Genomic DNA, 15,241 nt, shown 5'->3' with positions numbered 1-15,241 from the left:
GCGGCGGCTACGGCGCCGCCCGTTCAAGGACCCGCTCCGCGACGCGAACGACGTACTCGTTCCGATCGTCGACCGCCGATTTCATCGCCGCTACTACGTCTGGTAAGTCGCCTGCACGCTCGTCGAGCGCAAGCGCCGCGTGGTAGCGCACCCAGGGGTCGGCGCCGACGAGCTCGTCGAGCAACGCCTGCACCGCCGCTGGTTGCGACGCGGCGCCGCCGCGCAGCAGCGCCGCCGCGGCAGCCACCCGCACCACGCCCGCCGGATCGCGGAGCAGCTCGGCCAGCCGTTCTTTCGTTGCGCCCGGTAGGCTGGGGTCCTCCGGCAGCTCGCCCACCAGCTTGACGCCCCAGTACCGCTGGACCGGATCGTCCGCCGCAAGCAGGGCCTGGGATTGTTCGCTACGCTCATCCTCCGTCAGCCCGGGGGCGAGCGCCCGCAGCAGCGCGCCCAGGCTCTGCTTGGCCTGCGGCTCGCGGTAGATCTGCCGGCAATCGCCGAGCTCGGCCTCGCGTTGCCGCATGATCGGCTCGGGGATCAAGCCGAGGTCGCCGGTGGCGAGCTGCCACTCGCGGAGCTCGGCCCGCATCCGGGCGAGCACCTGCTGGTGCTCCGGCGAGGGCCGATCGGACAGGTTGACCAACTCGTGCGGGTCCTGCTGCAGGTCGTACAGCTCCTCCATCGGCTTGCGGTCCGACATGTACAGGCGGCTCGCTACGGGCAGCTCGCCTGCGGCGGCCAGGCGCCTGAGCTCCTTCATCGTGGCATTACGCTCCCCGTACCCAATCCATTGCGTGAAGGGCTTCCAGTGCATGAAGTTGCGGATATAGCGGTAGCGTTGATCGCGGACCGAACGGATCAGATCGATCCGTTCGTCCATCCGGTCGCGGGTCGCGATGGCGTAGTCGCGCGGCGGCGCCAGATCCTCGCCCAGAAACGCCCTGCCCTGCATGTGGTCGGGCACCGGCAGGCCAAGCAGGTTCAGCACCGTGGGCGCGAAGTCGACAAAACTGACAAGCTGCTCATCGACCATCCCCGGCTGGCCCTGCCCCTCCGCCCGCAGCGACGGCGGCACGTAGACAATCAGTGGCGCCCGCAGGCCGGAGTCGTACGGCCAGCGTTTGTTGCGGGGCAGTCCGGCGCCGTGGTCGGACCAGAAGAACACGATGGTGTTGTCCTCGAGGCCGTCCTCGCGGAGCTGGCGTAGCAGCTCCGCGGCGTAGTAGTCGGCCTGGGTGATGTTCTCCAGGTAGTTGGCCCAGTCGCGCCGCGCCGGCCTGGTGTCCGGCAGGTACGGGGGAGGGGCAACCTCGCCGGGGTCCTGCCGGTCCGCGGCGGTCAGGTCCGGGGTCTGCCGACGGTGGGCGGCGCCGCGCGGCCACACCTTGCTCTCGTGCGTGTTGGTCAGATTGAACACCGCGAAGAACGGCTGACCGTCGCCGCGGCCGCGCCAATGGGCACGCTTGCTCGACTCGTCCCACGGGTCGCCCGCGTCCACCAGGTTGTAGTCGGTCTTCGACTGGTTGGTGCAGTAGTAGCCCGCCTCGCGGAGATAGGCCGGGAAGCACCGCACGCCGGCAGGCAGCCTCGACTTGCAGCGCATGTGCAGCGTGCCGATGGAAGTCGGGTACATGCCCGTGATGATGGAGGACCGGTTGGTGGCGCAGACCGGGCAGGTGGTGAACGCGTTGTCGTACCGCACGCCCCGCGCCGCCAGCGCGTCGAGTGTGGGCGTCTTGGCCGGCGCGTAGCCATAGCAGCCCAGGTGGGGGCCGATGTCCTCGACCGAGATCCACAGGATGTTGGGGCGAGCCGAATCCGCGGCGGCCGCCCCGCCGGCGAGGATCAAGAGCAATAGCAAGGAACAACGGGCCATCGAACTCAACCTCCCCTATCTCTTCACCACAGCAGGAACACCTGCGAGTCAACTAGTACGCGCTACGCACGATGATCGACCGTCGACCGGGCGCCGCCAGGTTCACGGTGCGGGCGTCGTGCGCGTCATCGCTTTCGGCGTGACCGTCTTTGATCACGGCGCCGCTGGGCGTGTAGGCGTGCAGACCAACAGGCAGCACCAACCTCGCCTGGGTGTTCGGCGGGACCAGGATGCTCAGTTCGTGGCCGTCGTCGGTGCGTTTGCTCGCGAACTCGATCGCGCCGTGCTCCGACTCGTACGAGGCGGTGACCCAATCCAGCTTGTCGAACAACACTTTAGACGGTCGGATCTCGAACTCGGCGAAACCCGGTTCCGGGCCGGGCGAGATGCCCACCAGCCCGTGGAGCGGCCAGGCGCCGACGTACAGGTAGGAGCTGTGCAGCATTGAGTGTCCCGAGTCGGCCCGCCGCTCCCACGACTCCCAGATAGTGGTCGCGCCCTGTTCGAGCATGTGCCCCCAGCTCGGGTAGTCCGAGCGGTCGACCATGGCGTAGATCAGGTCGTTGCGGCCGGCGTCCATCAGTAGATTGAACAGCATCGCGCCGCCGGTGATCCCGGCGTCGATGTGGCCCCCCTGCCGCTCAACGATTTCACGCTCGAGCGTCTGCCAGACTCCGTCCCGCTCGTCCGCGTACGGCACGTCCGCAAGCAGGGCGAGCGCGAGGTAGGCCTGCTGCCCGTTGACGTAGCTGTGCTGGTCCGGATCGTAGAACCGGTTGTTGATAGCGGCCCGCACCTCGTCGGCGCGCCGGCGGTAGCCTTCGGCGGCGGACTGGTCCCCGAGCACGGACATGACCTGGGCGGCGGTCTGCAGGTTGTAGACCCAGTAGCAGTTGTTGAAGAAGAGCGTCTCGTCGGTGTGGCTGTTGGTGCCGTGGGCGTCGGGCCACAGCCAGTCGCCCAGGAACACCCACTCGTCCTGCGGCGCCGTGTCCCGCCCCTTCCAGGGCGTCAGCAGGTTGTCTTGCGAGGTGGAGTCCATGAACGCCAGCCACCTTTCGATAGTCGGCCGCTGCTGCTGGAGGATGCGGCGGTCGCCGTGCTGCCGGTACAGTTGCCACGGCAGCGTGACTGTGAAGCCGCCCCAGCCGGGTCCACCGCCGCCCCAGTAGGTGGGCGCCGTATTGGGGAGGTAGCCGTCGTCGTACTGGCAGTCACGCCAGTCCTCGGCCCACTTGGTGTAGAAGGCCCCGGCGCCGTAGTTGTACAGCGTGGCGAGCAGCGTGGCGTGGGCGTCGCCGCCGTAGCCCATCCGCTCGCGCTGCGGGCAGTCCACCAGGTACCCGCCCAGGCTGAGGTTCTCCAGCGTCCACATCGACGCGTCGTAGATGCGGTTGAGCCGCTCGTTCGAGCAGGCGAAACGCCCCGTGCGCGCGAAGCCGGTGCGTACAGGCATTGCGCGGACCTCGGATGTCAGCGGCCGGCGGGCGGCGCCGTGGATCGTCAGGTAGCGGCCGCTGTGGTAATTGAAGCGGCTGCGGAACGTGCCCCGGCCGCGCTGGTCGGCAATGTACTCGCTGTGCAGGCCGAACATCTCCTCCCGCTCGGGCAGCTCCGACGAGAGCAGCCGCACCGCCTTGCCCGGTTGGGCGGCGAGATCGACTTCGATCATCCCCGCAAAGTTCCGCCCAAAATCAACCTGGTACACGCCCGGTTCGGTTTCATGGACCGACGCCGCCTCGAACGTTTCGGAAACGATATTGGGCTCGACCATCTGGGCGGACAGCTCCACGTCCGGGCGGTAGACCGCGGACGCCTGCCATTCCGAATCATCGAACGCGGTCTCGCTCCAGCCGGGCAGCTCGCGGCGCGCGTCGTAGTGCTCGCCGCCGAAGTGACGGAACTCCCACCGCCCCAGCAGCCGGTTAGGGCTGGGGTGCGTGAGCCATGACTTGTCGGTGCGGAGCTGAAAACTCGCGCCTCCGCGTTTGAACTCCCCCTGCGCGATCACCACCGGCACGCCCGGGCTGCTAGGCGTGCGGTAGTGTGGATAGATCGCCCACGAGGCGCCCAGCCACAAGGCGACCACGTTCTTGCCCGGCCGGAGGTGCGCTGCGATGTCGTAAGTCACGTAGCGGGCCCGTACGCGGTGGTTCGAAACCGCCGGCGCCAGCACCTGGGCCGTGACCTGCTGCCCGTTGACGTACAGTTCGTGGTAGCCGATCGACGCCACGCACAGCTCTGCCCGCTCGGGCCGCCACGGCAGCTCGAACGCCTTGCGCAGCCACGGATCCCAGACCGGCGATCGGTCGGCATCGGTGGGTTCGATCCGCTGAGACTCGGGCGGGCCGATCCACTCCGCCTGCCAGTCGTCTGCGCTCAGCAGACCGACCGACCACCGGGCGATTGGGCTCCAGTCGGACACCGAGCCGGCGTCGTCCCACACCCGCACCTTCCAGAAGCACTCGGCCCCAGACTCCAGTGGCTGACCCTCGTAAGCGACCAAAGTGCTCTGAGCGCCGTCTCGCTTGCCGGATGACCACAGGTCACCTTCATCGCGGTGCAGCTTGCGTCGACTCGATGCGACGAGCACCTCGTAGCCGGCCTGCCGAGGCCCGGGCGCCGCGTGCAGGTCGGGCGGCAGCTTCCAGCCGAGCCGCGGCTGCGCAACGTCAACCCCGAGCGGGTCGACCAGATACTCGCAGGTCAGCCCAATTGGGGCGGCGACCGACGCCTTGCTCGTAGGTTGCTGGCCGAGGACGGTGTGGCAGGCCAGCAGGGCCGATAAGCAGACGCCTACGACGCTCAACTGGCTCCTGACGAACGGAACGTAAGGATTCATAGAACTGGTTGCCCGAAGCGGGCGTGCTGGATGGATGAGCAACCACGCCCCAACGGCGTGGCCGGCGCATGATAAACGAACCGCTCGCGCGGTGCAGCTAAAACAGCCGAACGCTGGTGAGCACTGCGACCCGCCGCAGACGTGGTGCGATGCCTTCCAATCTCCGGCAAAGGCTCGTATCGCACAGCCCCGCGGCTTACACTGTCGGGCACGCGATCCCACCCTCCAACTGGTCCGCCGCCCGCCATGTCCCTGCCCCACCGCTGCGTCCGCCTGATTGCGATCCTCGCTATCCTTTTGTTGGTTAACGGCCTGAGCGCCGCCGAATGGAGATTAGAGTCTCCGTCTGGCGACGTTCTGGTGGAGATCGAAGAGAGCGACGGCGTCCGCTTCTCTGTTCAGCACAAAGGCGAAGTGGTGATTGATCGGTCGCAGATCGACCTGACAATCAGGGGCCGCAAGCCGTTCGGCACGAGCCTGGGCGCCGCCAACGAAACGCGAACCGAGATCAATGAGACGACCACCTTCGTCGTGCCGCGGCGGTTCAAGTCGCTGCCGCACCGCTGCAACGAGCTGACGCTGACCGCCGAGTCGGGCAGCCACGCCCTGGTCGTGAGGGCGTACGACCGCGGCGTCGCCTACCGCTGGGTGACGAACCTGCCCGGCGGTGTGGTGGTGGAGAGCGAACTGGCCGAGTTCAGGTTCCCCGGGACGCCGATGACCTGGTTCCCGGAAGAGGATAGCTTGATGTCGCACCAGGAGCGGGTGTACAAGCACGTGCCGCTGGGCGAGATCGGCCCCGAGCGGTTCTGCTCGACCGGCATGGTGGTCGAACCGCAGAACGGTCCGAAGGTCTACCTCTCGGAGTCGGACCTGGCGTCCTACCCGGGCATGTTCCTGCGGGGCGCGGAGGATCACCGCGGGCTGGTCGGCAAATTCGCGCCGTACCCGCTGGCGACCAGAACGGTCCGGGACCGCGACGTGATGGTCACCAAGGCCGCGGACTACCTGGCCAAGACCAGCGGCACGCGGGCGTACCCCTGGCGGGTGATGATCCTGGCCGAGGCCGACGCCGACTTTCTCACCAACGAACTGATCTACCAGCTCGCCCCGCCCTGCGAGCTGGCCGACACCAGCTGGATCAAGCCGGGCAAGGTCTCGTGGGACTGGTGGAACGGCATCAACGTCACCGGCGTCGACTTCCGGGTGGGCGTCAACACCGCGACCTACAAGCACTTCATCGACTTCGCCGCCGAGGCTGGCCTGCAGTACATCATCCTCGACGAGGGCTGGTCCAAGCGTGGCGACCTCACCCAGACCGTCCCGGAGATCGACCTGGTGGAGCTGATCGGCCACGCCAATGACAAGGGCGTGGGGGTGATCCTGTGGACGTTGTGGAACGAGCTGGACGCCAACATGATCGAGGCGCTCGACAAGTTCGAGGGGCTGGGCGTTGCGGGCATCAAGGTCGACTTCATGCAGCGTGACGACCAGCCGCTCGTGGAGTTCTACCACCGCACCGCCGCCGAGGCCGGCAAACGGCGGATGCTGGTCGACTTCCACGGCAGCTGCAAGCCGTTCGGCATCCGGCGGACCTACCCGAATGTGATCTCGTTCGAGGCGGTCACCGGCCTCGAGAACTACAAGTGGAGCAACGAAACGGCCACACCGCCCCAAGAGCTGGTGCTGCCGTTCATCCGCATGACCGCCGGCCCGATGGACTACACGCCAGGCGCGATGGACAACTCGCACCGCGAGTACTTCCACGACATCTACGAGCGTCCGATGAGCCTCGGCACCCGCTGCCACCAGCTGGCAATGTACGTGGTGTACGAGAGCCCACTGCAGATGCTGGCCGACAGCCCCACGCAGTACCGCCGCGAACCTGAGTGCCTGCGGTTCCTGTCCGCCGTGCCCACCGTGTGGGACGAGACCGTCGTGCTACACGCAGAACTGGGCGAGGTGGTCGCCATCGCCCGCCGGAGCGGCGACGCCTGGTTCGTCGGCGCGATGACCAACTGGACGCCGCGGCGGCTGGAACTCGACCTCTCGTTCCTCGGCGATCGCGCCTACAAGCTGGAAGCCTGGGCCGACGGCGTGAACGCCGACCAAAACGCAATGGACTTCAAGCACACCACGCAGACGGTCACCAGCGCCGACAGCCTGCAGGTGCGTCTGGAGTCGGGCGGCGGCTGGGCCGGCTGGCTGCGTCCCGCGAACGACTAGGCACGCAGCACACCAGAGCCAAACTCTTCACCGGAGCATCCCTTGCAAGACAACCCCTTCGACCTGACCGGCCGCACGGCTGTCGTCACCGGCGCCAGCCGGGGGCTGGGCCAGGAGTTCGGCCGCGCGCTCGCCGCGGCAGGCGCAGACCTAGTGATCACCAGCCGCAAGCGTGACGACCTCGCGGCGTTCCAAGCGGAGATCGAGTCTCTCGGCCGCAAGGTCACGGCCCTGGAGCTCGACGTCCGGGACCACGGCAGCATCCAACGGATGGCCGACGCCGCGGCCAATGCGTGCGGCGCCATCGACATCCTGGTCAACAACGCCGGCTGCAACGTCCGCAAGCCGGCGCTCGACGTGAGCTGGGACGACTGGAACCTGGTGCTCGACACCAACCTCCGCGGGACGTTCTTCGTCGCTCAGGCGATCGGCCGCGGGATGGTCGAGCGCGGCTACGGGCGGGTGATCAACATCGGGTCGGTGACCTCGGTCGCTGGTTACGCGGGACTGGGGCCGTATTGCGCGAGCCGCGGCGGCGTGAAGCAGCTCACGATGAGTCTGGCCGACGACTGGGGCCCCCATGGCGTAACGGTCAACTGCCTGGCGCCCGGCTGGTTCCGCACCGAGCAGAACAAGGTGCTGTACGAGAACCAGGAGTGGCTCGACTACCTGGTCGACCGCATCCCGCTCCGCCGCCCCGGCCAGCCGGGCGACCTCCGCGGCGCGGTGGTGTTCCTGGCGTCCGACGCCAGCCAGTACGTCACCGGGCAGACGCTACTAGTCGACGGCGGCATCTCGACCGGCGCCACCCGGGCTACCGTGCCGGCCAAGGACTGAGTCACCGCTGCACTCCAGACAAACAACACCCATGCCGATATCCCACCTAAGCCGCGCCGCACAAGCCCTCCTCCTGTTCTCTTGCTATGCCGTGGCGCCCGGCACAGGTCGTGCGGCGACGCCCGCCGGCGAGACGCAGCTCTCCGCTTACCTGGGCACGTACAACAGCGAGTTGAGCCGTGGCGTCTACCGCCTGGACGTCACCGTGGACGGCGACTCGCTGCAGGGAGAGGTCAAGCTGATCGCGGAGGCCGACAACCCGTCGTTCCTCGCGCTCGCGCCCGGCGGACGCCGCTTATACGCCGTGGGAGAGGTCCGCGAGTTCCAGGGGCGGCCGACCGGCAAAGTGGTCGCGTTGCAACTGGGCCCGGCGGGTGAGTGGTCGGAGCTGAACGCGGCCCCAACGGCCGGGGGTGGGCCCTGCTACGTCTCGCTCGACAATCGGTCCAAATTTCTGCTGATCGCCAACTACGGAGCGGGAACGGTGGCCTCGCTGCCGGTGCAGCCGAACGGAAAAGTCGGCCCGGCTGTCAGCTTCCACCAGCACACCGGCAGGAGCGTCATCGAGTCGCGGCAGAGCGGCCCGCACGCGCACTGCATCGTGACCGACCCCAGCAACCGCTTCGCGCTGGCGGCCGACCTCGGCACGGACAAGGTGTACGTCTACCGCTTCGACGAGCAGACCGGCGAGCTCGCCCCGCACGACCCGCCGTCGTTCTCCATGCCCGCGGGCGCCGGGCCCCGCCACCTGGCGTTCCACCCCAAGGGGCGTTTGCTGCTGGTGATCAACGAACTCTCGAGCACGCTCGCATCGCTCGCGTGGGACCCCGCGACTGGCGCCCTCGAGCAGCTTGACCTGCAGAGCACGCTGCCCGCGGACTACGACGGCCGCAACTCGTGCGCGGACGTCCACGTGCACCCCAGCGGGCGGTTCGTCTACGGGTCGAACCGCGGGCACGACAGCATCGCGGTCTTCGCGATCGATCCGGCAACTGGGACGCTCACGCCTAATGGGCACACGCCGGCACGGGTCCGCACGCCCCGCAACTTCGGCATCGTCCCGTCCGGGGAGTACCTGCTGGCCTGCGGCCAGGACTCTGACAGCGTGAGCGTCTTCCGTGTTAACCAGCAGACGGGCGAGCTCACGCCAATCGGCGAACCGATCAAGGCGCCCCGCCCCGTTTGCGTACGGTTTATCACGGAGTAGCGAGCCCGTCGCTGACTGATTCGGCGCCAGACTGGTTACCCAGCACGCAGCCAACGGCCGCTTTCGCGCCACGGGTGGTCGTCCTGGATCGCAGCCCCACAATAGGGGGTAGCAGGCAAGCACCTACCCTCAGCGAGCACCGCCGTGAACACGTTGCTGTTGGCGCAAGCGGCCGATGAAGCCGACGACGCCCCGGAGATCCAGACGCCCGAAATCCGCTCCATCGACGACGCCGTGAGCACGGTCGTCGGAAGCCTGTCGGGCATGCTAGAAGACTTCCTCGCGAGGCTGCCGCTGATCGTGGCCGCGTTGCTGATCCTGCTGGTCACTTGGGGCGTGGCAGCGCTGGCCGACCGCGTGACCCGCAAGGCCCTCACGCGGGTGCGGCTGCGGCGCAGCCTCAAGGACCTGCTCCGCCAGGTGGCCTACGCGGCGGTGTGGGTTGTCGGGCTGCTCGTGGCGGCCGTGATCATCTTCCCGGGCATGACCATCGCCAAGGTGCTGACGGTGTTTGGCCTGGGGTCCATCGCGATCGGATTCGCGTTCAAGGACATCGTGGAGAACTTCTTCGCCGGCGTGCTCATCCTGTGGCGGTTCCCGTTCGAGAACGGCGACTTCATCGAGTGCGGCGACATCGAGGGCGCCGTTGAGGAAACCACCATCCGCATGACGACCATCCGCCAGGTGGATGGGCAGCTGGTTGTGCTGCCCAACGCCCAGCTTTTCAAGTCGCCGGTCCGGGTGATGACCAGCAGACCAACCCGGCGGGCCCGCCTAATCTGCGGCGTCGACTACACGACCGACCTGTCGTCCGCACAGCAGACCATCCACGACGCGCTCGTCGCCTGTGACAGCGTCAAAGCTAATCCTCAGCCCGAAGTCTTCGCCCGCGAGTTCGGCGACTCGAGCATCAACTTCGAGGTCTGCTGGTGGGCCGGCTCCACCCCAAAGGAGCAGCGGGCGTCACGCGACGAGGTGGTGCAGGAGATCAAACGCCGACTCGACGGCGCTGAGATCGAGATCCCGTTCCCGCACCGCACCATGACCTTCAAAGAGCCAATCACCGTGCAGGGCGACGCCACGCCCGCCGAGCACGCCCACGGGGGCTAGCCGGTCGGGGTGACTTCGGCGCGGGGCGTCTCGTCATCGCGGACGCCGTAGTGGCTCATCTGGACCGAGTACTCGCTGGCGAACCACTTCTCCATGTCCGACAGCGGCGTAGGGTCGTAGTCGGGCGCGACGCAGAGCGTCTTGCCGTCGGGCGCAGCGCACGGCTCATAGTTGTCGATGATCAGCTCGCCCGCTTTGAGCACGTACCGCGGCAGCGCGAACATCTCCGCGGCGTTGTCGCTGGGCGTGTAGAGCGTGATGTCCGCGTCGGCGCCGGCGTCCAATCGCCCCTTGTTCGGCAGGCCGAGGATCCTTGCCGGGCTTGCGCGGGTGATGATCGCGATCTCGTTCAGCGTGTACTCGCGGTCCAGCCCGGCAAGCCCGCAGCGGTCCTGCAGCTTGGGCGGGCAGCGGGAGAGCACCTCGTTGCGGTGGTCGCGGTCCATCAGCAGGCGGATCAGCTCGGGGTAGGCGAGGAATGAGCCGCCGTTGGGGCTGTCGGTGCTGAGCGCCAGCCGCCACGGGTCGTCGATCATCAGGTGCCACTCCAGCCCGATGGCCCACTGCAACGCGTTGAACAGGTTCTTGTCGCGGTACTCCATCGGCAGCACCCCGCACCCGGCTTCGACCTCGGTGTCGTGGCAGTACCAGCGGTCCCCGGTGGTGCGGTAAAGGTAGTGCCCGAGCGGCCCGTCGCCGGTCATGTTGGTGGTGGCGCCGAACAGCACCTGACCCACGTCGACGGTCAGGTTTTCGTGGCGGTTAACGTGCTCCACCAGCGGCTGCACGCGGCTGGCAAGCGTGCCCTCGTCCTCATCGCCGCCGCCGTAGCTGTGGAACTGGATGTGCGTCAGGTGGGCGCGGCAGCCCTCGAGCGCGTGCATGCTGTCGAGCGTGGTCCGCCAGTTGCCCGGCATGCCGAGTTGGTTGCAGTGCAGGTGCACCGGGTGGGGGAGCCCGAGCTCGGCCGCCGCCTGGGCGACGCCGCGGATGATCTCCCGCGGCGAAACGTCAAACTGCGGGACCTTGTCTTCCAGCCCTTGCAGGGCGTCCTGCCCCGATTGCTTCCACACTTCCACACCGCCCGGGTTCACCAGCTTCGGCGCGTAGCCCTTCGTGGCGCCCAGCAGCCACGCCAGGTACGAGCGCAGCCGCGCCGGGTCACGCTGCTTCAGGCAGTCCATCACGTAGTGGTTGTTGCCCAGCAGCACGTAGAAGCCGCTGTCGATGCAGGGCGTGTCGGCGAGCTCCAGGTGCGCATGCCGGGCGGCCATCGGCGGAACCGCGGCGTCGAAGGCCGTGGTGTAGCCCAGGCCCGCGTACTTGTAGCCCGTGGCGAACGTGCTGGGGACGCTGCCTAGCGTGCCGCTGCGGAACCCCTCGCGGCGGGCGATCCGCTGGTCCTCGGCGCGGCGGTCGTCGCACCGCAGCTCACGCGCCGCGTTGACCTTCGGTCCCGCGATGTGGCAGTGCATGTCCACGCCCCCGGGCATCGCGATCAGCCCCTTGGCGTCCAGCACGCGGGCGGGCTTGACCGCAGGATTGTCCGGCGGGGCGACGATCTTTCCGCCGTCGATCCACAAGTCCGCCTGCCGGCCGTCTACCCCGTTGGCCGGGTCGTGCAGCGTTGCGCCGGCGATCTTGAGCATGCGTGGTGGTCGGTTGGTTGGGTTCGTACGGATTGCGGACAAGCGGAGCCACAAGTCCTGCTCGCGGCGGCCGGCCGGCTTGCTGGCCGCATGGATGGTGAAACGCTATCTTAACCGCAAGGTCAGCATTCACGCAGGAGGTTGGTGATGGGGCGGACACGAATCGACGCGGCGGTCGAACGGATGAAGCAGACGCGCGAGATGCTCAAGGGCTTCCTCGCCGACCTGCAGCCCGACGAGTGGTTCTGGCAGCCGCACGAGGGCGTCACGAACATCGCCTGGCAGGTGGGGCACATCACCGCGACCCAGTACGCGCTCTGCCTGGTACGGGTGCGGGGCGAGCAGGTGACCGACCAGCTGCTGATCTCCGACGAGATCCGCACCCGCTACGGACGCGGTTCGACCCCCAGCCCCGACCCGGCGGCCAACACGTCGCCGCAAGAGCTGGTGCGGGTGCTGGACGCGGTTGCGGAGCACACCTACAGCGAGCTCGTGCTGATGAGCGACGCGTTCCTCGACGTCGAGCTGGAGAACTCGCACCCGCGGTTCTCCACGCCGCTGGGCGCGGTGGAGTTTTGCCCCTCGCACGAGCTGCTGCATATCGGCCAGGTGATCCTGCTCCGCCGTCTCATGGGCCGGCCGGCAAACCGCTGAACGCCGGCGCCAGCCGCGCAGCGATGGCCGCCAGCACCCCCGCGTCGGTCGTGGCGGCGTCCACCAACGGCTGGTGAAGCGGCAGCGCTACGTGATCGGAGCGGAACACGGCGCCGCCCGGCGCCGCCCCCAACGGCGGCGTGCTGAACCGAACCGTGGCGCCAAGCCCGTCCACCGGCGCAGAGCTCAGCACCACTGAATCCACCCGCGAGACCGCCTGGATCGCCGCGTCGCTGAGCCCGGCCATCCCGTCCTCGGAAACCACCAGCACGGCGTCGACCTCGCCCCGCGCGAGGAGCGACTCGGCGGTGAAATCCGGCGCTCCGTACTCGGGCGAACCGCTCGCAAAGGACACCGCCATCGGGTAGCCGGTCTGCCAGGTCATCACACTCTTCGCGCCGGGCGCGTTGCCGGCGCCGCCCAGCGGAGCGGTGACTACGCGCGTCGTTTCCTGCTGCGACTGCGCGAGCAGCGTGAGCTCCGTCAGCGCCGCGGCGCCCTGCCGTTTCAACTCATCGCCGTAGAAGAACACCGCGAAGCTGGCGTCGCGGATCTGCTCCGCTAGGCGGGCGATCGGGGCCGGCGGGTCGGACGCAAGCGTCACGCCGGCCAGCGCCGCCCGCAGCGCGACTAGCGCGTCGACGGCGCCGCCGGCTGGCAGCTCAACAACGCTGTCCGCCTCCGCCGCGGTAGCGGACGCCGGGTCCCCCACCGCGACAACCTTCCGGTCTGCCCTGCCCCGCGGCAGCCAGCGGCTCTTGGGCTGCAGGCTGTACCGCTCAAAGTGCCGCGGGTGCGTGGAGGCCGGGTCGCACTGCCAAAACACCACCAGGTCCGCCCGCTGCGCGATCTCTCCCAGCGAAACGCCGACCGCTCCGACCGTCTGCATCGACTCGATTGCGGCCGCATCGGCCGGCGTGGTGGTCCAGTCCACGAAGCCGCCCAGCCGGTCGGCAATCCCCACCGCGGCGCGCTGCGCGTCGGTCCCCGCGCCCGCCAGCCCGCACACCAGCGGCGCGTGGGCGGCGGAAAGCAGATCGGCGGCCCGCGCGACCGCTTCGGCGAGCGGCGCCTCGCGACCCTCGATCACACACGGCCCGGGACGCCAAGCGGCGACTCGGTCGAGCCATTCACGGCCCAGCGAGCAGGACAGGCCTTCGGCCAGCGCGGATTCGCCGTCCACCGTCACCCGCAGATCATCGCACAAGCACCCGCATCCGAAGCAGAGGACGTCAACGTGCGTCTGGTGGCTCGCCATCCTGGGCTCCCCGGGTTCGGCGGCTAGGCGTCTTGCGGCTCGGACGCTTCGGTCGCACCCTCGGCCGGCGTTCCCTCGGCTTCTTCGGGCGTGCCGTCGAGGGCCTGCAGCTCTTGCTTGATCTCCTCCTCACGCGCGGCGGACGACTCCAACTGCTGCTTCGCCTCGGCGAGCTGCGTCTCGGCCTGCTTGGCGCGCTCGGCGGCCTCGGCCTTGCGGGTCGACACCCGCTCCAACTCGCTGGTCAGACGCTCGCGGACCACGCCCGGGTGGTCCCAGCCGAGGTTGATCTCCAGGCCCTCGTGCGCCGCCATCGCCTGCTTGGCCGCGTCGTACGTGACCGGGGTCTGCCACACGTACAGGCGTTGGAGCTTGGGCAGCGCCGCCGCCTTGGCCACGGTGGCGTCGGTGATGGCCGTGCCGTACAGGTTGAGGTACTCCAGCCGCTGCAGCCCGGTGAGCGCGTCCGCCGAGGCGTCGGTCGTGGCGGTCTTCTCCAGGTGCAGCCGTGACAGGTTGGGGCAGGCCGCCGCCAGCTTCGCGACGCCCGCGTCCGTAACGGCCGTGCCGCCCAGGCTGAGCCACGCGACGTTGGGACCGACGGCCGCAATCGCGTCGATCGACTCGTCGGTCACCTGCTGCGGGTTGCTGGGGAACGAAATGCTCAGCAGCGTGCTGCCCTGGTACAGCGGCACGATGCTGGCGCCCATGTCGGCGATCGCCTGGACCCGCGACTCGTCGGCCGCGGGTGGAGCGGGCATTGGGTCGACCTCGTCCTCAGCGTGCTCGTCCTCGCCGTGGGCCATCGGCTCGGGCGTGGCTTCGGCCGAGGTGAGCACCGCGCCCTCGTTGATCCACTGCTCGATCAGCGCAATCTGTTCCTTGGGAAGCGGGTCGCCCCCCTTGGGCATCAGCAGCTTGTCATCCGGCTCGAGGGTGAGCCGCTCGTATACGCTGCTTGACTCGGCGTCCCCTTCGAGGATGTACCCGTCCTCGATCACCTCCGCCAGCGCGTCGGTGTGCAGTGCCAGGTCGCCCAGCTGGCGTTTCTCGCCATGGCACTTGGTGCAGCTGGCCTCGAGGATCGGCTTGATCTGGGTCGCGTAGTCGACTTTGTCAGCGGCCGCCGCGTCAACTGGTTGGAGAACTGTGGCAATGACCGCAAGCAGGGCAATCGGAAACAGGGTTTTCATAAGGAGCAGGGTGACTCGGGTGCGTGGGTGATCAAGCCAGGGCCTTCCATTGTAGCCTGACCGGTCTGGTCGGGTCGAGCAACGCCCGGACTGCGTTCAATCGCATCCGCCCGACGAGATTCCCTCGCAGACCGACATCACGCCGTGCATCGGACGCGGGCCCACCGCCGGTAGTTTTGTCCCGTTCTGGCGCATCGATTTTTAGGGACAAAAGTAGCTCTGTAGAAAGCTTCTAGATGTTTAGAGGATCATGAGGTTGAGAGTGAGGGTCTTGAGGGCGGCTTCGCGTCGCTGCATGGGCTTTTTTCGTGCTCGCAGCTGGGGCCCGAGGAGGCGTTTGAGCATGCTGATGGTGGTCTCGGCCTGGGCGCGTTGCCCGTAGCGGGTGG

10 protein-coding genes are annotated in these 15,241 nt (G+C 68.1%); 5 read left to right on the top strand and 5 right to left on the bottom strand.

Going from position 1 to position 15,241, the window contains the following annotated elements; genetic code table 11:
* Positions 1-7 precede the first annotated feature (7 nt).
* Together KOR34_RS25530 and KOR34_RS25525 are read right to left on the bottom strand one after the other, a co-directional pair.
* Positions 8-1,876, bottom strand: coding sequence for a sulfatase-like hydrolase/transferase (locus KOR34_RS25530; RefSeq protein WP_146568984.1), 1,869 nt, complete (start codon positions 1,874-1,876; stop codon positions 8-10).
* Positions 1,877-1,928: 52 nt separating this feature from the next.
* Positions 1,929-4,718, bottom strand: a complete 2,790-nt coding sequence (locus tag KOR34_RS25525; protein ID WP_146568983.1) for a family 78 glycoside hydrolase catalytic domain — start codon at positions 4,716-4,718, stop codon at positions 1,929-1,931.
* 246 nt (positions 4,719-4,964) lie between these two features.
* On the opposite strand from KOR34_RS25525, the gene KOR34_RS25520 reads away from it, so the two are divergent.
* The 4 genes from KOR34_RS25520 (at position 4,965) to KOR34_RS25505 (ending at position 10,098) form a co-directional block, all read left to right on the top strand.
* Positions 4,965-6,944 (top strand): glycoside hydrolase family 97 protein, encoded by a 1,980-nt coding sequence (locus tag KOR34_RS25520; RefSeq protein ID WP_146568982.1) that lies wholly within the window; start codon positions 4,965-4,967, stop codon positions 6,942-6,944.
* A 42-nt stretch (positions 6,945-6,986) separates the two neighbouring features.
* Positions 6,987-7,781 carry an SDR family NAD(P)-dependent oxidoreductase gene (locus KOR34_RS25515; protein WP_146568981.1) on the top strand — a complete coding sequence of 265 codons (795 nt, stop codon included), beginning with the start codon at positions 6,987-6,989 and terminating at the stop codon, positions 7,779-7,781.
* Positions 7,782-7,812: 31 nt separating this feature from the next.
* Positions 7,813-8,988, top strand: a complete 1,176-nt coding sequence (locus tag KOR34_RS25510) for a lactonase family protein (protein ID WP_146568980.1) — start codon at positions 7,813-7,815, stop codon at positions 8,986-8,988.
* 144 nt (positions 8,989-9,132) lie between these two features.
* On the top strand, positions 9,133-10,098 hold the full coding sequence (locus KOR34_RS25505; protein WP_197531746.1) for a mechanosensitive ion channel family protein: 966 nt from the start codon (positions 9,133-9,135) through the stop codon (positions 10,096-10,098).
* Here the strand turns inward: KOR34_RS25505 and KOR34_RS25500 are convergent.
* The gene (locus KOR34_RS25500; protein ID WP_146568979.1) at positions 10,095-11,747 is read right to left on the bottom strand and encodes a formylmethanofuran dehydrogenase subunit A; all 1,653 of its coding nucleotides are present in this window, start codon (positions 11,745-11,747) and stop codon (positions 10,095-10,097) included. The genes KOR34_RS25505 and KOR34_RS25500 overlap by 4 nt on opposite strands.
* Before the next feature lie 147 nt (positions 11,748-11,894).
* Between KOR34_RS25500 and KOR34_RS25495 the strand changes: the two genes are divergently transcribed.
* Positions 11,895-12,401: a DinB family protein gene (locus KOR34_RS25495; RefSeq protein ID WP_146568978.1), complete on the top strand. Its 507-nt coding sequence runs from the start codon at positions 11,895-11,897 to the stop codon at positions 12,399-12,401.
* Here KOR34_RS25495 and KOR34_RS25490 read toward each other — a convergent pair.
* Both KOR34_RS25490 and KOR34_RS25485 read right to left on the bottom strand, forming a co-directional pair.
* A complete protein-coding gene (locus KOR34_RS25490) occupies positions 12,376-13,659 on the bottom strand; it encodes a hypothetical protein (RefSeq protein ID WP_146568977.1) in 1,284 nt (427 codons plus the stop codon). The two genes, KOR34_RS25495 and KOR34_RS25490, sit on opposite strands and share 26 nt — an antisense overlap.
* A 23-nt stretch (positions 13,660-13,682) precedes the next feature.
* Positions 13,683-14,852 (bottom strand): c-type cytochrome domain-containing protein, encoded by a 1,170-nt coding sequence (locus KOR34_RS25485; RefSeq protein WP_146568976.1) that lies wholly within the window; start codon positions 14,850-14,852, stop codon positions 13,683-13,685.
* Between the last annotated feature and the right edge of the window lie 389 nt (positions 14,853-15,241).

Source organism: Posidoniimonas corsicana (assembly GCF_007859765.1).
GTDB lineage: Bacteria > Planctomycetota > Planctomycetia > Pirellulales > Lacipirellulaceae > Posidoniimonas > Posidoniimonas corsicana.
The sequence above is the reverse complement of the archived record's forward strand: the minus strand, read 5'-3'. Positions and strand labels throughout refer to the sequence as shown.